The following is a 21,470-nucleotide window of genomic DNA, read 5'->3' on the forward strand; positions in this document are numbered from 1 at the left end:
GGAGATGATTTTATATTTTTAAAGCTTTATTGTATTCGATATTTCCTTTTTTAATATCATTTAAAATCCATTTCAGTTCAGCATCCGTACGCTTAATTTTATCTTGCAAATTAGGTTGAATAACTTGGTTTGGATAAACACCATGCGCCTGTTCATCTCGCTTTTCAATAGGAGAAAGATAAACTGTACCAACCGAAATTTTGAGTTTGGAATTGGGCAACGTAAATTTTGGCATCAACCCAGCAACCGTTCCATTAAAATCTCCTCCCGTTTCTTCACCTACAAAAAATGCTCGATTTTTTAGTTGAAGATTAGCCGAAATCAACGCCGAAGCAGAGTAAGAACCACCATTTATAATGACATACAAATTGTGGTGATACACGAGCTCTTTATCTATTTTGACATGCGAAAAAGGCATGTGCAATTCGTATTCATTTTTAGCATTTTTTGACGTCGAAAAATAAGTATAACCCGATCCCAACCAAAGCAACGGATAGGAATAAACGGGAAAAAGATTGTACAACGACTTGCCAAAAGAGGTTTTGTTCGCGACGATTTTTTCACCTAAAAATGCCTTGGAATCATCGACCAAATAAGCGTATAAATAGTGCGAATCTTTTAGGTAACCACCACCATTGTTGCGAAGATCAAGAACTAAATTTTGAACTTTATGATTCTTGATATCCGTAAAAACCTCTTTATATAGTTCGCGTATTTTTCCTTTCCTGAAATCAGTTACTTTTAACACCGCAATCGTACTGTCGTTCGTAGGAAAAGTCAAATCTTTGGAATAGGTTTTGGAACTTTTAGAATAGCCGTATTTCTTTTGTTTTATCCTAACTTTTCGCTCAACTTCTTTCTGCTCTTTTGTAATTTTTGGTAGTTCTGAAATCTTATCATTTTTAGGTTTTGGATAGGTACGAAATGTTTTTTTTCGGATGATTGAATTCCCCATTTTAAAAGTTAATTCAACCGAATCTTTAATTCCATTTTCTAAAGTAAAATAATTGAGAAAAGTTCGGTTAAAGACATTATCCGAAAAAGTTTGATTTTCACCATCTCCATAAATACTTTTTTTATATTTATCGTATAAATACTTTGTAGAAACACTATCTATATAAAGCAAAACTGAACCTTGATTAATCGGATTGATTTTACTGTAATCTGTCACTAAAAAAACTGAATCATTTTGCCAAAAAAAACTATAATCACTAAAAGCAGATTTAGATTCTTTGTATTTTTTTTCCTTGCTCTTTTCTAATCGTTTATATATCGGATAAATATCTGTATGACCATGTTCTAAACTTTCGAAAATCGGAAAAAACTTGACATAAAAATCATTTGGTTTCAATGGTTTATCAATTGACTTTTTAAGACTATCAAATTTATAATCAATTTGTTCTTGAGAAGTATATAAATCTAATTTTGGATGATATCTTTTTAGTTTTTTATAAACAAAATCTACATCTTTTTTCAATTTATTCGCAGGAATCTCTTTATCAATATCTGCATTATATTTCTCGACAGAAGCACAACTGCATATCAATAAAAGTGACAAATAAATTAGAGTAAATTTTAGTTGCATTAAGGATAATTAAATGAATAATAAGTTACAATATTATTTCACTTCTTGATAAAATTCTTCGATAAAATTTTCCATATACTGATGACGTTTTAAAGCAATTTCTTTTGCTGTTTTGGTATTCATCAACTCTTTTAATTTAAATAATTTATCATAAAAATGTTGCACGCTAGAAGCGTCTTTCGAATTATCGTACGGATTATATAAAATACTACCTACACTTCCGCCATATGCAAAACAACGCGCAATACCAACCGCTCCAATTGCATCTAAACGATCAGCATCTTGCACAATTTCAGCCTCGATAGTTGTTGGTTTATTTCCTTTACTAAATGAAACTTGCGAGACTATTTCCAATACTTTCTGAATTGATTCTTCCTCTACATGAATTGATTCTAAAAATTTTCTAATTAATTCCTCCGATTTATCAACTCCATTATGCAATTTATAATCACCGATATCATGTGTCCAAGCTGCTAATTCAACCAAAAAAGAATCTGCATTTTCAGTTTCTAAAATCTTCTTCGCATTTGTCACCACACGTTCTATGTGAAAATAATCGTGTCCTGTTCCTTCATCTAAAAAAGTTTTTTTGATATAAGCTTGTGTCTGAATAAGTATTTCTTGTTTGTTCATTTTTTAATAATCTATTTCACGCTAAAATAAAAAACTTCAATAACAATGTTATTGAAGTTTTAAATTAATAGAAAAAATACTGTTCTATTGTTTTACAATTTTCTTAGAAACCGATTGTTTATCTGTTTTGATATTAATAATATAAACACCTGTCGGTAAATTTGAAATATTAATTTGTTTCTTATCCGAAGACGAAACTTTTTTTCCGGTCATATCAAAAATATCTACAACTGTTATTTTTTCAGTTGTCTGTACATTTACAATATCTTTTGCTAATGTTGGATAAACAGAAATCGATTTATCAACAGCTAACTCATCTGTATTAAGAGCTCCAGTTGTTCTACCTGTTATCAATACAGTAACATCCTGATTCTTTTTAACTCCTGCGTTATCTATTAAATTTCCTTTATTTGAAATAATAACTTTATATTTTGCTCCTTTTGTTGGAGTCTTTATAAGAACTTGTTCATAATTATCTACTGTATTATCTCCTTTGATTGCAGGACCAGTAACATTATTTAAATCTAATTTCCATGGAAAATAAGTAACATTTGTAGAACTTTCTACTACTCTTAAATCAAAATCATTAATCAATCTTGAAGACTGATTATAAAATAAATCATTTATATTTTTAAAATAAGCTGCTTCTGGGTCTATCCAGGAAATACTTGCTTTCAAAGGTGTTCCATCGGAAGTTATTTCATACACTATATCTGTACCTGAAACTTTTGATTTTCTTTCAAACAATTTTGTATCATCTAATAAAACCTCTGCTGCTTTTTTAGTATTTAATAATCCCCAACCAAAATAAATATCTGGTCCATCATTATCTCCAGCCTCATCAGCAGTATGTAAAAGTAGTGTTTTAGCTTCATCTCCAAAAAAAGTAAATGTAGAATTATTATTTACTAATCTTTGTAACTGAGTCAACATTCCCATTGCCCCCGTCACAATTGGTGCAGAAAAAGATGTACCACTTCCTATAATAAATACATTATTTTGTGTAGGATTTGATGAGTCATATGAAGGAGCAATCAAAGAATCTCCATAAGTAGAAATATCTGGTTTAATTGCTCCATCTTTACGAGGTCCAACACTTGAAAATGTTGCTCTATTATCTTTTGTTAATGTCGTAAATTTATAATCAGTAGTATTCGGTAATTTAACCGCTCCTACAACAATGATATTTTTAGCCAATGACCCCCAACCAATACAATATGCATCATTAATACAATTTTTTGAAGGTATTACTTCCGATGCAGTAAAAGGTGTCCAAATCCCATCTTTGTATTGGAATTTTGGATTAGTATCAGAGGCATCTGGTCCCGAACCATAATAATTACCTGCTGATTTAACAACAATATAATTTGGATTATTATAAACCGTCTTGTCAAAATCAGCATCAGAACTATAATAAGATCCACTCAAAGTAGCACTGGCGTCCTTAACTAAATCTTGATAATTTGTCATATTAAAATACCATCCAGGACCTAATTTATCTGTCTTAGAATAATAATTATCCCATCCTAAATTTACACCATAAGAATGATTAGATAAATTTTCTTTTGCATTTAAAAGCTTCTGTATATTGTTTCCATTTGTTGTTGTATTAAAACTGCTATTTTTTATTTTAGCTTTTGTTAATACTCCTTTAGCTGCATATTGTGGGTATCCATTAAATGAAGCTCTACCTTCGGCTGCAATAAAACCTGATACAGAAGTTGCATGATCAGATATTGCAGTTGCTCCATTTTCGGTATCAAATAATCTGCTTGAATTTCCATAATCAAGATCTCTAAACTCAATATGTGTTCCTAGCGCTGCCCCTCCGTCCATTACTAGTACACTAACATCTTTCCCATTCAAAACAAAACCATTAATACCTTCATTTTGTAACTCAGTAATACCCGCTCCTGTATTTGCTCTAATATCATCAGTTTGGTAAAAAAAAGGTGAATCTTCTATAAAACCTGCGAGATTAGAAATTCCTTTTGATTGATCTACAATTACAGATTTAGCATTCTTATTCTGTAGACTATTAAACTTCTGTTCATTCTTTAATTGCTGCTCTTCCAGTTTTTTATAAAAAATCGCATTATTATCCTGCGCAAAAGAAGCTGACAATCCAAATAATGTAAATAATAAAATAAATGTTTTCTTCATACTATGTTTATTTATGTAATTTTATTCACTAATTATTGAAGGAGTTATTGTTGAATCTCTTATAATTAGTGTATCATTAATTTTAATATGGTCATCATTAATAATCACCGAGTCTATATCATTTTTCTTATTAAGCTCAGTAGAATTGGTCTTACATGACAATAATAATGTAAGTATCATTAATGTTAAATATTTCATGAAATTGATTTATATAAAATTAGAATTAATATCTGAATACTAATTCTAATTCATATTATTATTTTTTTGTATATTTGCACCTCAAATTTGTAAAACGGGACGAGTTCCCAAAATAATTAGTTATACTATGGCTACAAGAATTAGATTACAAAGACATGGTCGTAAAGGAAAACCATTCTTTCACATCGTAGTTGCTGACTCAAGAGCAAAACGTGATGGTCGTTTCATCGAAAAATTAGGTACTTACAACCCAATTACTAACCCTGCAACTGTAGAATTAAATGTTGATTCTGCTGTAAAATGGTTACAAACTGGTGCTGAGCCAACTAATACTGCTAAAGCTTTATTATCTTACAAAGGTGCTTTTATGAAAAAACACTTATTAGGTGGTGTTGCTAAAGGTGCGTTTTCTCAAGAAGAAGCTGACAAACGTTTCGACGCTTGGTTAGAAGCTAAAGGTGAAAAAGTTCAAGCTAAAAAAGACGGTTTAACTTCAGGTGCTGCTGCTGCTAAAGCTGCTGCATTAGAAGCTGAAAAAGCTGTTAATGAAGCTCGTGTAAAAGCTGCTCAGGAAGCTGAAGCTGCTGCACAAGTTGAAGAAACTCCTGCTGAAGAAGCAGAAGGTACAACTGAAGAAGTTGCTACAGAAGAATAATTTTTAAGTTCAGAGACGTTCCAAATGACAAAAAATGATTGCTACTATTTAGGTAAAGTTACAAAGAGACATGGTTTCAAAGGTAATTTAATCATTCACTTGGATACAGACGAACCAGAATTATACGATACTTTGGAAGCAGTGTTCATCGAGCAAGATGGTACACTGGTTCCATTTTTTTTCGAAACTTCTCAGCCTTATCAAGGCACAAAATTATTAGTAAAATTTGAAGATGTTGAAGACGAAGATGTCGACAAATTAATCAATCGCGAACTTTATTTACCTCTAAAATCATTACCAGAACTTTCTGGAACAGATTTTTATTACCACGAAATTGTTGGTTTCACGATTTATGATCAAACAAATACAGAAGTTGGAACGATAAAATCTGTTAACGATTCTGCTGCACAAGCTTATTTTGAAGTAGATGCAAACGGAAAAGAAATCTTAATCCCGATGATTGATGAGTGGATCTTAGAAGTTAATCGTAACGAAAAAGCAATGCTTATCCAAATTCCAAACGGATTATTGGAAATTTATTTGGGGTAACTTATCCATTATAAATCATTTATTTACTTCTATTTTTTGATTGAATTTTTCTAATTGTAAAATCCGGAATTTTCGACATTATATTTATTGTCAATTTCGTACCTTTGCAAACTCAATCGTAATTAAAAAATGGAAGAAGAAAAAAAATCATTGAATTTTATTGAGCAAATCATCGAAGATGATTTAGCCAACGGGATGCCGAAAGAAAATTTACGTTTTCGTTTCCCACCAGAACCAAATGGTTATTTGCATATCGGGCATGCAAAAGCAATCTGCTTAAACTTCGGTTTAGGACAGCGTTACAATGCGCCTGTAAACTTACGTTTTGATGACACTAATCCTGACAAAGAAGAGCAAGAATTCGTAGATTCTATCCGCGAAGATGTGAAATGGTTAGGTTTCGAGTGGGCTGAAGAACGCTATGCTTCTGATTATTTCCAGCAGCTTTACGATTGGGCTGTTCAATTAATTAAAGAAGGAAAAGCGTACATCGACGACCAGTCTTCAGAAGTGATTAATGAACAACGTAAAACACCTTTTGAACCAGGAATTGAATCTCCTTATAGAAATCGTTCTGTTGAAGAAAATTTAGATCTTTTCGAACGAATGAAAGCGGGAGAATTTGAAGAAGGAACACATGTTTTACGTGCAAAAATAGACATGACTTCTCCTAATATGAACATGCGCGACCCTGTTATGTATCGTATTTTGAAACGTCCTCATCACCGTACTGGAGACACTTGGAAAATGTACCCAATGTACGATTGGACGCATGGAGAATCTGATTATATCGAAGGAATTTCACACTCATTATGTTCATTAGAATTCAAAAATCATCGCGATTTATACGAATGGTACGCGAACAATGTGGAACTACCAAATCAACCTCAAAAACCAAAACAACGCGAATTTGCTCGTGGTAATGTTTCGTACATGATTACAAGTAAACGTAAGTTGATGAAATTGGTTCAAGAAGAAGTTGTAACAGGTTGGGACGATCCACGTATGCCTACTATTTCAGGTTTGCGTCGTCGCGGTTATACGCCAGAATCGATTAAGAATTTTTGGAATACAGCCGGTGTTGCAAAACGTGATAATGTATTGGATATTTCGTTATTAGAATTCTCTGTTCGTGATCATTTAAATAAAATTGCTCCTCGTGTTTTTGCTGTTATTGATCCAGTGAAAGTGGTAATCGAAAATTATCCAGAAGGACAAGTGGAGGAATTAGAAATTGAGAATAATCCGGAAGATGAAACAGCTGGAACTCGTATCGTTCCTTTCACAAGAGAAATCTACATCGAACGTGAAGATTTTATGGAAGAAGCGCCTAAAAAATTCTTCCGTTTATCATTAGGAAACGAAGTTCGTTTGAAAGGTGCATATTTCATTAAAGCTGAAAGAGTAGAAAAAGATGCTGAAGGAAATATCACAACAATCTATGCAACTTACGATCCTGAAACGAAGTCTGGAAGTGGAACTGAAGCTTCTAAACGTAAAGTAAAAGGTACGTTGCATTGGGTTTCTGCAACAGAGAATATTCCGATCGAAGTTCGAGAATATGATCGTTTATTTACAGTTGAATCTCCAGATGCAGAGAAAGATGTTGACTTTTTACAATTTGTCAATCCAAATTCTTTAACTGTAAAAGAAGGTTTTGCTGAGCCTGCTTTGAAAGAAGCCAAAGTGGAGGATAAATTCCAGTTTCAACGTATTGGATATTTTGCTTTAGATCGTGATTCTTCTACAGAAAAGTTAATTTTCAATAGAACAGTTACCCTTAAAGATACTTGGGCAAAAGTCAATAAATAAAAAAAACTATTTCATTAAATATCAAGCTCGAACAAATTTGTTCGAGCTTTTTTTATTATATTGTAAAATACAAAATCAATCCCTTATATAAATGGATTACTTAGAGAATAAAAATTCGATAAAAAACTGGAATGAAGATGATCGTCCTCGCGAAAAATTAGCTTTAAAAGGGCGTTCGTCACTTTCTGATACCGAATTGTTAGCGATTATCATGGGAAGTGGAAATCGTGATGAATCCGCTGTAGAGTTAGCAAAACGAATCTTAAATTCTGCAAACAATAATTGGAATGAATTAGCAAAATATTCAATTGTAGATTTATGCAAATTCAAAGGAGTTGGAGAAGCAAAAGCAATTTCGATAATCACAGCAATGGAAATTGGAAGAAGACGAAATTCGCAAGAGATTTTAGAACGCGACAAAATTACTTCAAGCAAAGACGCAGCCATAATTTTACAACAACAAATTGGTGATTTACCAAACGAAGAATTTTGGGTAATGTTTCTCAATCAAGGAAATCGAATCATTAAAACTGAGCAAATTTCACGAGGTGGAATTAATCAAACCGCTGTCGATATTCGAGTAATTTTTAAACGTGCCTTAGAGTTAATGGCAACTGGAATGATACTTTCTCACAATCATCCTTCTGGAAATCTTACTCCAAGTCAGTCTGATATACACATTACTCGAAAAATAAAAGAAGGTGCCACTCTTTTAGATATTCAAGTTTTAGATCACATTATTGTTTCTCAAAAAGATTTTTATTCATTTGCGGATGATGGTCTAATTTGATATCTTTAAGCTTTATTGAAAACTATTTTGAGTCAAAAAATCATCATATTTACAGAAAAAATAACGAATCGAATTGAATATATTTTCGATTTTATTTTTCATAATTTTTCTGGAATTGACTACAAAACGACTACAGATTTTGATGAGTTTTCACAATCAATTTTACCAAAAATCAACTTTTCAAATCAATTTTTAGAAAATGAAATCAATTATAAAGTTGATGATATTTTATTGGAAACTACCATTCAAGAAAATGTTGATTATTCAATTTTAAACGAATTTGGGAAATGTTTTTATTGGCTTTCTCGTTATGAAGAATACATTGCAAAACCAGAAAAATTTGATAAACACAATCGTTTTTTAGGTTCGGATTTAGATTATTCGAAACCAATTGTAGATGAAATTTGTATTGAAATTCAAAAAAAGATAAAGTCTAAATTTCCTGAAATTTATTTTAAACAGAGAGTTTTCAAACAGATTAATACTCATGACGTAGATTATGCATGGAAATATCTTCATCATTCTCCTAAAATAAAATTTGGTTCACTTTCAAAGAAAATTTTAAAAGGTGATTTCAAAGAATTTCAGAATCAAATCAAAATTTTAAATCAGCAAAAAAAAGATCCTTACGATACATTTGATTATTTGAAAGTTTTAGCTGAAAAACATCAAATCGAAACAGTTTTCTTTTGGTTATTGGGCGATTATTCTACTTTCGATAAAAATCATCATTGGAAAAATAATGCTCAAAAAAATTTAATAAATAACATTTCAACTTGGGCAAAAATTGGAATTCACCCTTCTTATCAATCTAATTTTGATGAAAATAAATTAACAATTGAAATTAATCGATTAGAAAAAATTAGCAATCAACCGATAAAAAAATCACGTCAACATTTCATTAAATTGAATTTCCCTTACACTTATCAACAATTGTTAATAAATGAAATTTTGGAAGATTACACCATGGGATTCCCACATCAATTAGGCTTTAGAGCTGGAACATCTACTCCATTCAAATGGTTTGACTTATCAAGAAATCAACAAACATTGTTAAAAATATATCCTTTTGTCGCAATGGATGTTACATTGAAAAATTATTTAAAATTAACACCGCAACAAGCTTTAGAGGAAATAAAACGATTGAAACAAACAATTAAAGCCACAAACGGAACGTTTATAACATTATTCCACCAATCAAACTTGAACGAAGATTGGACTGAATGGCGAAAAGTTTACGAAAGTATTTTTAAATGATAAAAAGAGTTTCTCGAAAAAAATTAGATGTTAATAAATATACCGAATGTCTCAACAAATCGGTGAATTACCGCATTTATGCCGAAGTTTTTTATTTGGATGCTTTAGTTGAAAACAATTGGGATTGTTATGTTTTGAACGATTATGAAGCCATAATGCCTTTGCCATATACAAAAAAAATTGGTATAAAATTTATTACACAACCAATTTATTGTCAACAATTAGGAGTTTTTCATCAAGAAAATTTCTCAAAAGAAACTTTTCAACTTTTTGAGAAAAAACTACATCGAAATTTAGTGAGAGCTTATGCTTTTAATGAGGAAAATACAGAGATGTTTGAACCGAAGGGACAGAAAAAGGTTAATTATATTTTAGATTTGAATCAAGATTATGAAATTTTATTTTCAAATTACAGTAGAAATAGAAAAAATGAAATTCGTAAAGTAGAAAAATCCAATTATAACATTGAAAAAGTTACTCAATTAAATCGATTTTTCAAAATAAATTCATCTTATGAATATTTGATCGCAAATAATTTAATAAACTATTCGCAAGAAAAAATTCAAAGTTTATTTAATCAAAAAATTATTAATATTTATGAAATTTTTGATCAAGAAGAAAATTTAATTGGTTGTCAACTAATCATGATTTCTAAAAATCGAGTTTATAATTTTGCTTTTGCAAGAAATAAGAATTCAAAAAGTAATTTTGGATCAGCTTACATAATAGATTACATTATCAAAAACTTTTCTAATTCAGAATTAACACTTGATTTCGAAGGTTCTATGATTCCTTCTATAGCTAAATTTATGCAAGGTTTTGGTGCTATAAAAAATCATTATACAAACTATTCTAATTTAGACTTTTTGACAAAGAAAAATTAATTCACGATAGCCATTTCCAACAGAAAGTTTCTTTGCTAAATTATGATCAATTTTATTTCGATAATCTATTTTTTCGACAATTATATTTTCACGTTTTAATCTTTCTTGAAAGTCCTGTCCATGCAATCTCAATAAATCTTTTTCGCCATAATTTTTTAATCGTTCTTCTTCTGTCTTAAATTCAGCATTTTCAAACGTATTATTTATTGGATGAATAGGAGTTTGAATCAAAGCTTTTCCTCCTTTTTTTAGAACGCGAAACAATTCATCAATTGCCTTTTTTTCGTTTGGAATATGCCCTAAAACATGACAACAAATTATATAATCAAATGTGTTATCAGGATAATTTATTGAAGTAATATCCATTTCTTCATCAGCAAGATTAATGTTAATATCAGCATTGATATAACGTAAATTATCGGTCTGTTTAAAAATATTTTTCAATGCGTCTTCTGGAGCAATATGCAATAATTTATTCGGTTTAACCAATAAATCTGTTTCATTTTTTATAAACTCTAACAAAACTCTTGTCCTTTCTAATGAACCACAATTTGGACATTCAGCATTTTCTCGGTTATCTATACCGTTTGATTTATCCAAAAACTTAGAAAAAGATTGTTCGCAACAATTACAATAAAAATTATTTCCTTTCAGAAATAATCCATTCAATTTCTTTAAATTTTTTCTATTATTAATTCTTATCTTTTCGGAAAATATTTTTTTATAAAATGTTTTAATTGCATTCATTACTTACAAACGTTAAGACTGCTATTTTATGATATTAAATTTATTCAAAAAAAATATATTTCCTTTTTACCATACAGTTTCAGATAAAAGATTAATTCATATCGATCAATTATATCCATTAAAATCTATTGATCAATTTCAACGTGAATTAGATTTTTTTCAGAAAAATTATGTCAATATTTCTATGATTGAATTAATTGATTTATACGAAAAAAATGGTTCTATTCCTCAAGAAAATTACTTTCATCTTAGTTTTGATGATGGTTTGAAACAATGTTACTCTATAATTGCTCCAATATTAAAAGAACGAAATTTAGATGCAACTTTTTTTATCAATCCAAATTTTATTGACAATCAAGAAGTTTTTTATCGGTATAAAGTTGCTTTCATTTTAGAAAACATTACAGACAATAACCTTAAAAAAGAACTTTTAAATTATTCTATTCATGATCTTAAAAAAATTAATTCATTAATTTTAAAACAAGAAATAAAACTAAATGATGTTGAAATTTATTTGAATGAAAATGAAATTAAAGCATTAATTCATCAAGGCTTTACAATTGGCGCACATTCAATGAATCATCCTTATTATCGCGATATTTCTTTTGAACAACAACTTATAGAGACAAATGAAAGTTTAGATTTTATCCAACAAAAGTTTAATTTGGATTATCGAGTTTTTTCTTTTCCTTTTACAGATGATGGAGTTTCTATAAACTTTTTTAATACTATAAAATCCGATTTTACATTTGGTACGGCAGGAATAAAAAACGATGAGATTTCAACAAATATTCAGCGACTTCCGATGGATAATTGTATTTCTAACCCAGCAATTTTTATAAAAAAGAATCGTTATAAATTTTATATTCAGAAACTACTACAGAAGCATGTTGTTTCTCATTAATTAATTTTTAAATCTATAGAAAAAATTCTCTTTGGATTATCGTAAAGTTTAAGAATATTTCCTTCATAATTCTTTGGTGTATAAATAGCACACATTGTATTTTCTACATGATATAGATTTTTATGAAATTGTTTAGGAACTCCTTTTATAATTGCATTCAATATTTCAAAACGTATCTTTTCTGGCGAGAATGCATAATCATGCCAAATAACGATAGAGTTTTCATGAATCAGATGTTCAAAAACATTTTTTGTATCCGAAACTACAAAATCAAAACGATGATTTCCATCGATAAAAATTACATCAAATTTTTTATTCAATCCTGAAAAATCAAATTTAGTCGAGTCTCCTAAATGTTGTTTTATTTTAGATTTATCTTTTATAAAAAAACCATGTGCATTTTCATAATCTTGTGAAAAGTTATACGTTTTATAATCCTTTGTATCTAAATCTAACGTATTCAAATCATCAGCAACATCAATCAAATTAACAATACTTTCTCCTCTCCAAGTTCCAATTTCGAAATATTTACATTGTTCAAATTCTTTACACGCATTTTTCAGCAGTAATAAATCTGTAATCAAAGAACCGCCATCTAAAAAAGCAACTGTATCTAATTTTCCGTCAAAATTTGGAAATAATTGATCTAAAGAAACTTGATTTAGTCCTTTCTTATAATGATTTGGCGTTTTCTTTTCCCAATTTTCATTTTGGTCAATGATAATATTTAATAACCAAGGATTCTTACAAATTTGAAAAAATCCATTTATAAATTTTGATATTTTTTTTGATAATGACATTTTTAAATATTTTTTAAATACTTATTAAACAAATAATATGCGTATAATCCAGAAATTAAGAAAGTTATTAACATACCTAAAGCTGCTCCTTCTATTCCATAAAAAGGAATTAATAGCGCATCAAAAATAACTAAACAAACAATTGAGAGGATTGATACTCTTACATTCCAATCTGATCTTCCTATTGTACTATTCAAGTTAATGTATAATACTCTAAACAACATTGCTAAAACAACTGCTATTGTTGCAATAAAAAAAACTGTACCACCAGTTAAATAACTTTTATTGAAAAATAACTCGATTATAAAATCTCTAAGAAAATAACTTCCTAAAAGAATACTAATTCCTATAGGAATGAATAGCTTATAATAATTTTTTATATAAAATTTCAGAAAATCCTTGTTCTGACTATTTTTAATAATTCGAGGAAAATCGGTTTGAAATAATATAGTCGGAATAAATAATAAATTCATAGGCAAAAGAATCGCAACTTTATACAAAGCAATATCTTTATCTGTCATAAAAATCGCAATCATTCCAATATCAATCGAAAACAATAACTCTGAAGCGAAATAAGCCAAAGATTCCATTCTTCCATATTTCCACATCATTTTCCAATTCATTTCACTTAAACCACTTATTGATTGTTGTAAAATTGTTTTAGAATAGAAAAATAAACTAATAAAAGGTGTAATCGCCAGCGAAATCATATAACCAATTGCTCCAAAGTTGATGGTTAAGAAAAATGTAAAAATCAGTCCCAAACAGTTAATCAATATATTTAATGAAGCAAACTTTTTATTAAAACCATTTATACGATAATCAATTGTAAGATGTGATTGGAAAAATAAGCCCAAAAGACGAACAGAAAACAAGAGAATAATCCACAATAAATGATCAAATTTTATGGCATAAAAATTAGCAATTACAATAAAAAGACTACATAAAATAAGCTGATTAATAACACCATTTCTAAATAATTTTCGACTTAGGTCTTTACGTGTTTGTTCATTTTCTTCACCAGCACCAAATTTCATCAAAACCTGTAATGAACCTAATCCATTCCATGGCGTAACAAACCCAATGATAGATGCGATAAGTGTTATACGACCAAATTCATCTTGAGGAATCATTTTTACAATGAAAATGGTATTAATCAACATCACTAATTTTTCTACCACAAAAGATAAAAAAACGTAAAAACCATTGTTTTGTAAAAAGGATTGTATGAATTTGATTAAATCTTTCATTCTAAAACTTTCGTGTAGACATCATCAAATTGTTGAGCAATTTCTTCCTTAGAAAAATTATTCAAAACATAATTATTTAATTCCTTTGGTGTTGCAAATTCATAACCTTCTATCACCTCAACCATTGCTTTATAAAGTGCTGATTCATCATTTTTATTCACAATAAATCCAAAATTATTTGGCATAAATTCTTTAATTCCACCAACATCACTTGCGATAACAGGAATTCCCGAAGCAAAAGCTTCTATTTGTACACAAGGTTGATTTTCATAATTACTAAAAAGTACAAAACAATTCACATTTTTCATCTTTTGATTCACTTCAAAATGTTGTAATCGCCCAAAAGATTTTACAAAAGCAGACAAATTATTTTCTTCAACAAAATTATTAATCAAAGTTAAATCTCCATTTCCTCCAATCTGAAATTCAAAATCATAGCCATTATCAACTAACTTTTTAACAACATTCAACATTCCTAAAATATTTTTATGTTCATTTTCTAAATGCGAAAGATGTAAAAAAGTTATTCTTTTTATTTTACAATCTTCTTTTACCGAAAACAATTCTACATCCACAACATTTGGAATAATTTTTACAATTGTTATAGGATAAATTTTAAGTATTTTCTGTGCTAAATCATTTGAAACAGGCGTTAAAACATCTACCTTTCTAAGTATTTTTTTAATTAAAAACTTCTTGTAAAATGGAAATGAAATAAAACGTTCTGGAGAAAATCCTGTCCAATGCTCTGTTAAAACTATTGGTTTTTTGTATTTATTTTTCAAAAACAAAGCAACTAAACCAGCTGGATAAACAACATTGAGATGAATTATATCAAAATTATTAACCAAAGAAACTCCTTTCAGAAAAGCTATAAATTGTTTGATTAAATTAAACGGACGAAAAAAAGATGGTTTAAAATAAACAATTATTTCCCTTACATTTTGGTTGATAGAATCATCTATTTCAAAATTAGATTTTAAATTTTCATCTTTTACTGCATGAACAAGCGTCACATTATTTAAAGTAGAGATAGAACGTAAATGGCGCTGAATAAAATCTCCATTATCTAAAAAAATTCTACTCGGATACCAAGATGCTAAAGCTAAAATATTTTTTCTCGAATTATTCACCTAACTTTTTATAACGTTTCAGTTCTTTCATTACAAAGTAAAGTTGAACCAAATAGCCCATTCCTGCAAAGAAAGAATATAGAGATAACGTCAAAAGTATGTTTTTATTTAGTCCGCCAATCACACAAGTAATCAATGTGACGAAAACCAAATAAATATTGAAGTATAGTGCGTAATGATTTTTCTTGATAACCACAACTATTTGCTGAATAGGATTCATTGCAGAACGACACAAAATCCAAAATGAAAGTATCCACGTCATAATATGCAGACCTCGCCATTCTGGTCCAAGCATCCACTCGAGAATAAAAATTCCGATACAATTCATCAACAAAAGAAAAACAGCAATTGCTCCAACATTGTACAGCACCACTTTTTTCGATAAATCATATAATTGATGTGAACGATGATCAATCATTGCAGCAGATTTCTGAAAGAAAACTTTAGACATCGAATTGGAAAGCAACGTCAAAGGAACAACCAAAACTTTAGCTGAATTTCCCACAAAAGCTACATCTTCTTTCAAGAAATAAATCGCGATCATAATTGGCAATAAATTGTTAGCAATTGCATTCAACGATTCTGAGGGTAATGTATATTTTATGATTTCTTTGTTCTTAGAAATTGTTCGTTTAGCCAACCCAAAGTCAATGGAAGAAAATCGTCCTTTTGTAATTGAAAAATAATATGCACAAGACAAAATAGTTCCGAAAATTGTTCCATAAATCAATCCTGTTTCTTTGTAGCCTATCCAATAAAAAATGAACTGAAAAAAAACCGAAAACAACGCATTAATCACAAATCCAGTCGAAATACTTTTGAATAATTTATACTTTGTAAACAACGTATTTTGTACATTGTTCCAAGCTGTAAATACCCCTGCAACACAACTTAAGAAAACAATAAATAAGGAGGTTTTGAATGTGAAAATTTTTTCTAAAATAGCATAACCCAAAAAGAATAAAATCGTTACAATACTACTCACTAATAATAAGGTTGTAAACAAATTTCTAATCGCTTTCGATGATTTCGAAATCACGAAAATATTCTCTAAACGAAATGTTGTCAAAATAGAAAGAATGGCCACAAAACTCAAAAAAGCATTGTAAGTTCCCGATGCTTCTGGACCATAAATTCGAGCCAAAATAATTCCGCCAATAAACATAATCACTTGCGCAATTGTGTTACCTGCCAACAAAGACAAAACACCTTTGGCATTCTTCGTTTTAAATTTTTCTAACTTCGCTTTCAATTGATATTTTCTTCATCAGCAAATCTACATAAAATCCTTAGCTTTGCATTTATGAACACAATAAAACACGTTTTTTTCGATCTTGATAACACACTTTGGGATTTCAGAAAAAATGCAAAATTCGCGCTAGATGAGCTTTACAAAAAGTATGATGTAGAAAATAGATATGGTTTTACATTCGAGGAATTTCATCCATTTTATCACGATAGCAACGAAGGTCTTTGGGCTTTGATTCGTGACAAAAAAATTACAAAAGAAGAATTACGTGCTCGTCGTTTCAAAGAAGCTTTTGATAATCTTGGGATTGATAATGATGCTCTAGCAAAGATTTTTGAAGATGAATACATGGAAACGATTACCAATTACAATGAAGTGGTGGATGGAGCAATGGAATTGTTGGATTATTTGAAACCAAAATATCAATTACACATTATCACAAATGGATTTATCGAAGTTTCGAAACGTAAAATTGAAACATCAGAATTAAATGGTTTTTTTGATACGGTGACTTATGCAGACGAAATCAAAATCTTGAAACCTGATCCTCGTATTTTTTCTTTGGCAATGGAAAAATCTGGTGCTAAAAAAGATGAATCAATTTACATTGGTGACGATTGGATTGCGGATGCTGTTGGCGCAAAAGCTTTCGGAATGTCAGCGATTTTCTTTGATCGATTAGATGATAATTTTTCGATGGATGATGTTCCTACAATTACACATTTAGATGAAGTAAGAAATTATTTATAAACTTAAGGTTCAGAAATTCTGAACCTTTTTTTATGTCAGAAAAAAATCTATTTTTGATAAAAATTACTCAATACTTATGAATTTAAACAACCTAAAATTTCCGCTTGATATAAAGTTTCATATTGCAACTTTTTCCAATGATTTTTCTGTAACAGATGCTAATAATCAACCTGTGTTTTATGTACGCGAAAAAATTCTTTCGTGGCGAGATGTGATTAAAATCTACCGTGATTCATCGAAAAAAGAAGAACTTTTTCAACTTCGTTCGAATAAAATCATCGATTTTCAACAAACTTTTACCATTACAGATGCGAACGGAAATGTTGTTGGTAAAGCAAAACGAAAAACTTTCAAATCCTTTTGGAAAGCGACTTTTCATATTTACGACGCAAATGATAATCATTTATTTACAATCAACGAACGTAGTGGTTTTACGCGTATGATGGACGGAATGGTTGGAGAAATTCCCGTTGTAGGATTTTTCTCAGGTTATATTTTCAATCCAAAATATGTTTTAACTGATTTACAAGGAAGAGAAATGATGGAAGTATCAAAAGAACCTTCATTCTTTGGACGAAAATTTAAATTAAATCAATATCAATCATCCGAAAATGATACACTTTTTGTTTTGAGTTTTATGATGATGCTCATAAGCGATAGAGATCGAGGATAATTTTATTTAAAAAAATATTTGCAGATTCAAAAATAGTCTTTATATTTGCAGTCCAAAATAAGAACAATAGTTTCTTATCCGGAATGGCCGAGTGGCGCAACTGAATAGCGCACTTGATTACGGCTCAAGAGGTTACAGGTTTGAATCCTGTCTCGGTCACAAAAGCAAAAGCTCATCAAAATTTGATGAGCTTTTTATTTTAATACACTTCTGTTTCTTGCGGAATTTCTTCTACTTTTTGAGATTTTTTTGTCATAAAAAATATACAATTCCCAAACCACGTAAACCAAAAAATATAAAATCCGAAATGGAAAGTCTTTTTCAATAAACGATGTGAGGTTTCAGTAAAATCGTAATAGCAATAAATTAATCCAATAATTCCCATAAAAAGGAAAATGAGAGGCAATAACAAACGTTTAAAACGTTTCGTTGTTTTCTCATTCCAAATGGATAATACGATAAAAATAACAGCTTGTATAGCGAATAATAACAAGGCTGTTTTCCACCACGATTTCAGGATCGTATATTCGTTGTAAATAATTGTGATTCCTATTTTACCGATGAATGACATTTTCGAAATCATTATTCCAGAAAGTAAAGAGGAAAATGCCAATATGAGAAGATGTATAATTTTGTTTTTCATTTTAATTAAAATATAAGAAAGCAACACCAAATATTAATCCAATTAGAATTAACAAACCTACTACTGCATTATAAAATTTATGCCAACCTGATTCATTTTGAGAAAATTCCTCAAAATTTAACTTTGGATTAAATAGTTTTAAAATAATATATCGAACTCGTATTCCAAAAATTTCTATTATAAGTTCACTAATCGCAATAAAAATTATTTCAAGAATAATCTGCATATAAATAATTTACAATCTAATATAAAACAAAAAAGCCTTGCAAATGCAAGGCTTTAAATATTTTGATGAATAATTCTCTTATAAATTAATTGAGAAATCCATTAATTTTTTGAATTCTTTCAAACGTTCAGCTAAACCATCACGTGTTAAATCTCCTAATGATTCAGTACCGAATTTTTCACATGTTACAGATGCTAATGCAGATCCGTAAACAATTGCACGTTTCATGTTATCGAAAGAAAAATCGTTTGTTTTTGCTAAGTATCCGGAGAAACCTCCTGCAAATGTATCTCCTGCTCCTGTTGGATCGAAAACATCTTCTAATGGTAAAGCTGGTGCAAAGAAAACTTGTTCTTCTTGGAATAATAAAGCTCCATGTTCACCTTTTTTGATGATAACTGTTTTTGGTCCGAATGTCATGATTTTTTTAGCAGCTTTCACTAAACTATATTCACCTGACATTTGACGCGCTTCTTCGTCATTAATAGAAATTACATCAACATCTTTGATCACATCCATCAACTCATTCCAAGCACAATCCATCCAAAAGTTCATTGTATCTAAAACAACCAAACCTGGACGATTATCTAATTGTGTCAACACTCCTTTTTGTACCAATGGATGTAAGTTTCCTAACATCAAAACGTCTGGAGATTTGCGATCTTGAGGAACAATTGGATTAAACGTTTCTAAAACATTCAATTCTGTTGCTAACGTATCACGTGTGTTCAAATCATTATGGTATTTACCTTCCCAAAAGAATGTTTTTCCTTCTTTTACGATTTCCATTCCATCTAAATTAATTCCTTTTGAAATTAATAAATCGATGTATTCTTGTGGAAAATCTCCACCAACAACTGAAACGATTGCAGTATCCACGCCCAATAAAGAAGACGCCATACCGATATATGTAGCGGCACCACCTAAGATTTTATCTGTTTTCCCGAAAGGAGATTCTAATTTATCAAAGGCAACTGTACCAACTGTTAATAAACTCATTTTATATTCTTGATTAAATAGTTTGCAAATATATTGAATAGATTTGAATTAAGACATATTAAGACAATGCGTTAGCCAAATCAGCAAAAGCAACTTCGGTTTGTTCTCCCGAAATCATATCTTTTACTGTCGCTTTTTGCTCAGCAATTTCTTTTTCACCCAAAAGAATTACTTTCTTAATTCTTTTTTTATCAGCATATCCCATTTGCTTTTTCATTTTTGCATCATCAGGATAAACCTCTGTATTAATTCCACTTTGACGTAATTGTTTTACCAATTTCATTGCCTCAGCAGCTTCTTTCGTTCCGAAATTAATGAACAATGCTTGGATATTTGTTGAATCTTCTAAAGCTGGGAATAAATTATTTTCTTCTAAAACTAAATATGTACGATCTAATCCGAATGAAATTCCAACACCAGAAATATCTTTCAATCCAAAAATCCCTGTCAAATCATCGTAGCGACCTCCTCCACCAATAGATGAAGAGAATTCTCCGATTTTCGCTTTCACTTCGAAAATAGCTCCAGTATAATAATCTAAACCACGTGCTAATGTCAAGTTCAAAACTAATTCAGCCGATTGTAAACCAATATTTGTTGTATTTTCAAAAACAAATTCTAATTCTTCAATTCCTTTTAATCCAGTTTCCGAAGATTTTAAAATTTCTTTTAATTGAGCAAATTGTGTTTCATAATCTCCATTCATTGAGAATAAAGGTGATAAAATTTCAATCGCAGAATCAGAAATTCCTTTTCCACGCATTTCTTCTTTCACCGCTTCTTCTCCAATTTTATCCAACTTATCTAAAGCCACTGTAAAATCAATCAATTGAGCCGAAATATCAGCTACTTCTGCTAAACCTGATAAAATTTTGCGGTTGTTAATATGAATTTCAACTGGCGTTTTTAATTCTGTAAAAACCGAATCATACAATTGTACAAAATCAACTTCTTGTAATAACGAATCCGAACCTACAACATCTGCATCACATTGAAAAAACTCACGGAAACGACCTTTTTGAGGACGATCGGCACGCCAAACTGGTTGAATTTGGTAACGTTTGAAAGGAAATGTAATTTCATTTTGATGTTGCACCACATAACGTGCGAAAGGCACAGTTAAATCGTAGCGCAACGCTTTTTCAGAAATTTGCGCAATTACTTTTTGACTATTTCTATCTGTTAACAATTGCTCATCAACTTTTGCTAAATAATCTCCAGAATTTAAAATCTTGAAAATTAATCGATCTCCTTCTTCTCCATATTTACCTGTTAAAGTTGATAAATTCTCAAATGAAGGTGTTTCGATTGGAGAAAATCCGAATAACACGAATTGTTTCTTAATCGTATTGATAATATATTGACGACGATTCACTTCTAAAGGTGAGAAATCTCTTGTCCCTTTGGGAATCGATGGTTTTTGAATTGCCATTTTTCTAAATCTTACTTATAAAGATGCAAAAATACATCATTTTGATTTTTAACTCGACATTTTGTTTCAAAATCATTGTTTTAGGATTGAAAATCATTATAAAAAATCATAAATCAAACTTCGTAAATCTTAATTAAT

20 protein-coding genes, 1 tRNA gene and 1 pseudogene are annotated in these 21,470 nt (G+C 29.9%); 10 read left to right on the forward strand and 12 right to left on the reverse strand.

All coding sequences use genetic code 11. The features are described from left to right. Positions 1-10: 10 nt before the first annotated feature. The 3 genes from B2X73_RS06930 to B2X73_RS06940 form a co-directional block, all read right to left on the reverse strand. Complete coding sequence (locus B2X73_RS06930; RefSeq protein WP_221854295.1) at positions 11-1,585, reverse strand: S41 family peptidase; 1,575 nt, start codon at positions 1,583-1,585, stop codon at positions 11-13. Between the two features lie 33 nt (positions 1,586-1,618). Next, positions 1,619-2,218, reverse strand: a complete 600-nt coding sequence (locus tag B2X73_RS06935) for an HD domain-containing protein (RefSeq protein WP_219033870.1) — start codon at positions 2,216-2,218, stop codon at positions 1,619-1,621. A gap of 84 nt (positions 2,219-2,302) precedes the next feature. Then, positions 2,303-4,381: a S8/S53 family peptidase gene (locus B2X73_RS06940; RefSeq protein ID WP_286495331.1), complete on the reverse strand. Its 2,079-nt coding sequence runs from the start codon at positions 4,379-4,381 to the stop codon at positions 2,303-2,305. A 325-nt stretch (positions 4,382-4,706) separates the two neighbouring features. Here B2X73_RS06940 and B2X73_RS06945 point away from each other — a divergent pair, with 325 nt between their 5' ends. From B2X73_RS06945 to B2X73_RS06970, 6 genes are all read left to right on the forward strand, one after another. Then, complete coding sequence (locus B2X73_RS06945; RefSeq protein WP_180905332.1) at positions 4,707-5,234, forward strand: 30S ribosomal protein S16; 528 nt, start codon at positions 4,707-4,709, stop codon at positions 5,232-5,234. A gap of 24 nt (positions 5,235-5,258) precedes the next feature. Further along, positions 5,259-5,783, forward strand: a complete 525-nt coding sequence (gene rimM, locus B2X73_RS06950) for a ribosome maturation factor RimM (RefSeq protein ID WP_280049017.1) — start codon at positions 5,259-5,261, stop codon at positions 5,781-5,783. A gap of 129 nt (positions 5,784-5,912) precedes the next feature. Further along, on the forward strand, positions 5,913-7,595 hold the full coding sequence (locus tag B2X73_RS06955; RefSeq protein WP_125349536.1) for a glutamine--tRNA ligase/YqeY domain fusion protein: 1,683 nt from the start codon (positions 5,913-5,915) through the stop codon (positions 7,593-7,595). A gap of 91 nt (positions 7,596-7,686) precedes the next feature. Further along, positions 7,687-8,385, forward strand: coding sequence for a RadC family protein (radC, locus tag B2X73_RS06960; protein ID WP_125349537.1), 699 nt, complete (start codon positions 7,687-7,689; stop codon positions 8,383-8,385). A gap of 27 nt (positions 8,386-8,412) precedes the next feature. Continuing rightward, complete coding sequence (locus B2X73_RS06965) at positions 8,413-9,642, forward strand: polysaccharide deacetylase family protein (protein WP_125349538.1); 1,230 nt, start codon at positions 8,413-8,415, stop codon at positions 9,640-9,642. Then, positions 9,639-10,526 carry a hypothetical protein gene (locus B2X73_RS06970; RefSeq protein WP_219033877.1) on the forward strand — a complete coding sequence of 296 codons (888 nt, stop codon included), beginning with the start codon at positions 9,639-9,641 and terminating at the stop codon, positions 10,524-10,526. The genes B2X73_RS06965 and B2X73_RS06970 overlap by 4 nt, the downstream gene beginning before the upstream one ends. Here B2X73_RS06970 and B2X73_RS06975 read toward each other — a convergent pair. Further along, positions 10,500-11,195, reverse strand: a complete 696-nt coding sequence (locus B2X73_RS06975) for a class I SAM-dependent methyltransferase (RefSeq protein ID WP_185144150.1) — start codon at positions 11,193-11,195, stop codon at positions 10,500-10,502. The two genes, B2X73_RS06970 and B2X73_RS06975, sit on opposite strands and share 27 nt — an antisense overlap. Before the next feature lie 106 nt (positions 11,196-11,301). Here B2X73_RS06975 and B2X73_RS06980 point away from each other — a divergent pair, with 106 nt between their 5' ends. After that, the gene (locus B2X73_RS06980) at positions 11,302-12,177 is read left to right on the forward strand and encodes a polysaccharide deacetylase family protein (RefSeq protein WP_280051190.1); all 876 of its coding nucleotides are present in this window, start codon (positions 11,302-11,304) and stop codon (positions 12,175-12,177) included. Here the strand turns inward: B2X73_RS06980 and B2X73_RS06985 are convergent. From B2X73_RS06985 to B2X73_RS07000, 4 genes are read right to left on the reverse strand one after another with little or no spacing between them, the layout of a single operon-like run. Further along, positions 12,174-12,977 carry a class I SAM-dependent methyltransferase gene (locus B2X73_RS06985; RefSeq protein WP_125349542.1) on the reverse strand — a complete coding sequence of 268 codons (804 nt, stop codon included), beginning with the start codon at positions 12,975-12,977 and terminating at the stop codon, positions 12,174-12,176. The two genes, B2X73_RS06980 and B2X73_RS06985, sit on opposite strands and share 4 nt — an antisense overlap. A 2-nt stretch (positions 12,978-12,979) precedes the next feature. Then, complete coding sequence (locus tag B2X73_RS06990) at positions 12,980-14,227, reverse strand: polysaccharide biosynthesis C-terminal domain-containing protein (protein WP_280049013.1); 1,248 nt, start codon at positions 14,225-14,227, stop codon at positions 12,980-12,982. Beyond that, the gene (locus B2X73_RS06995) at positions 14,224-15,360 is read right to left on the reverse strand and encodes a glycosyltransferase family 4 protein (RefSeq protein WP_291053423.1); all 1,137 of its coding nucleotides are present in this window, start codon (positions 15,358-15,360) and stop codon (positions 14,224-14,226) included. The genes B2X73_RS06990 and B2X73_RS06995 overlap by 4 nt, the downstream gene beginning before the upstream one ends. Then, on the reverse strand, positions 15,353-16,612 hold the full coding sequence (locus tag B2X73_RS07000) for a lipopolysaccharide biosynthesis protein (protein ID WP_280049012.1): 1,260 nt from the start codon (positions 16,610-16,612) through the stop codon (positions 15,353-15,355). The genes B2X73_RS06995 and B2X73_RS07000 overlap by 8 nt, the downstream gene beginning before the upstream one ends. Before the next feature lie 51 nt (positions 16,613-16,663). Between B2X73_RS07000 and B2X73_RS07005 the strand changes: the two genes are divergently transcribed. The 3 genes and pseudogenes from B2X73_RS07005 to B2X73_RS07015 all read left to right on the forward strand — a co-directional run bounded on the left by B2X73_RS07005 (position 16,664) and on the right by B2X73_RS07015 (position 18,191). Further along, positions 16,664-17,359 (forward strand): YjjG family noncanonical pyrimidine nucleotidase, encoded by a 696-nt coding sequence (locus B2X73_RS07005; protein WP_286495339.1) that lies wholly within the window; start codon positions 16,664-16,666, stop codon positions 17,357-17,359. Positions 17,360-17,405: 46 nt separating this feature from the next. Beyond that, a pseudogene (locus tag B2X73_RS07010) lies at positions 17,406-18,032 on the forward strand (LURP-one-related family protein); the annotation flags it as partial. Positions 18,033-18,117: 85 nt separating this feature from the next. Beyond that, positions 18,118-18,191: transfer RNA gene (locus tag B2X73_RS07015), tRNA-Arg, on the forward strand. Between the two features lie 40 nt (positions 18,192-18,231). Here the strand turns inward: B2X73_RS07015 and B2X73_RS07020 are convergent. The 4 genes from B2X73_RS07020 to hisS form a co-directional block, all read right to left on the reverse strand. After that, on the reverse strand, positions 18,232-18,675 hold the full coding sequence (locus B2X73_RS07020) for a hypothetical protein (protein ID WP_257468033.1): 444 nt from the start codon (positions 18,673-18,675) through the stop codon (positions 18,232-18,234). Between the two features lies 1 nt (position 18,676). Then, positions 18,677-18,901 (reverse strand): hypothetical protein, encoded by a 225-nt coding sequence (locus tag B2X73_RS07025; protein WP_219033884.1) that lies wholly within the window; start codon positions 18,899-18,901, stop codon positions 18,677-18,679. Between the two features lie 78 nt (positions 18,902-18,979). Further along, positions 18,980-19,900: a PfkB family carbohydrate kinase gene (locus tag B2X73_RS07030; protein ID WP_180905348.1), complete on the reverse strand. Its 921-nt coding sequence runs from the start codon at positions 19,898-19,900 to the stop codon at positions 18,980-18,982. Between the two features lie 58 nt (positions 19,901-19,958). Next, entirely contained in the window at positions 19,959-21,332 is a 1,374-nt protein-coding gene (gene hisS / locus B2X73_RS07035; protein ID WP_291096087.1) for a histidine--tRNA ligase, read from the reverse strand. Positions 21,333-21,470 lie beyond the last annotated feature (138 nt).

This window comes from Empedobacter sp. UBA7252, from assembly GCF_002472765.1.
Lineage (GTDB): Bacteria > Bacteroidota > Bacteroidia > Flavobacteriales > Weeksellaceae > Empedobacter > Empedobacter falsenii_B.

Bases quoted from the DNA above. Each gene is read 5' to 3' on its own strand.
- B2X73_RS06930 (WP_221854295.1), bottom strand. From the start codon at position 1,585: ATGCAACTAAAATTTACTCTAATTTATTTGTCACTTTTATTGATATGC.
- B2X73_RS06980 (WP_280051190.1), top strand. From the start codon at position 11,302: ATGATATTAAATTTATTCAAAAAAAATATATTTCCTTTTTACCATACA.
- B2X73_RS07005 (WP_286495339.1), top strand. From the start codon at position 16,664: ATGAACACAATAAAACACGTTTTTTTCGATCTTGATAACACACTTTGG.
- radC (WP_125349537.1), top strand. From the start codon at position 7,687: ATGGATTACTTAGAGAATAAAAATTCGATAAAAAACTGGAATGAAGAT.
- rimM (WP_280049017.1), top strand. From the start codon at position 5,259: ATGACAAAAAATGATTGCTACTATTTAGGTAAAGTTACAAAGAGACAT.
- hisS (WP_291096087.1), bottom strand. From the start codon at position 21,332: ATGGCAATTCAAAAACCATCGATTCCCAAAGGGACAAGAGATTTCTCA.
- B2X73_RS06935 (WP_219033870.1), bottom strand. From the start codon at position 2,218: ATGAACAAACAAGAAATACTTATTCAGACACAAGCTTATATCAAAAAA.
- B2X73_RS07025 (WP_219033884.1), bottom strand. From the start codon at position 18,901: ATGCAGATTATTCTTGAAATAATTTTTATTGCGATTAGTGAACTTATA.
- B2X73_RS06985 (WP_125349542.1), bottom strand. From the start codon at position 12,977: ATGTCATTATCAAAAAAAATATCAAAATTTATAAATGGATTTTTTCAA.
- B2X73_RS07030 (WP_180905348.1), bottom strand. From the start codon at position 19,900: ATGAGTTTATTAACAGTTGGTACAGTTGCCTTTGATAAATTAGAATCT.
- B2X73_RS06955 (WP_125349536.1), top strand. From the start codon at position 5,913: ATGGAAGAAGAAAAAAAATCATTGAATTTTATTGAGCAAATCATCGAA.
- B2X73_RS06945 (WP_180905332.1), top strand. From the start codon at position 4,707: ATGGCTACAAGAATTAGATTACAAAGACATGGTCGTAAAGGAAAACCA.
- B2X73_RS06970 (WP_219033877.1), top strand. From the start codon at position 9,639: ATGATAAAAAGAGTTTCTCGAAAAAAATTAGATGTTAATAAATATACC.
- B2X73_RS07020 (WP_257468033.1), bottom strand. From the start codon at position 18,675: ATGAAAAACAAAATTATACATCTTCTCATATTGGCATTTTCCTCTTTA.
- B2X73_RS06990 (WP_280049013.1), bottom strand. From the start codon at position 14,227: ATGAAAGATTTAATCAAATTCATACAATCCTTTTTACAAAACAATGGT.
- B2X73_RS06940 (WP_286495331.1), bottom strand. From the start codon at position 4,381: ATGAAGAAAACATTTATTTTATTATTTACATTATTTGGATTGTCAGCT.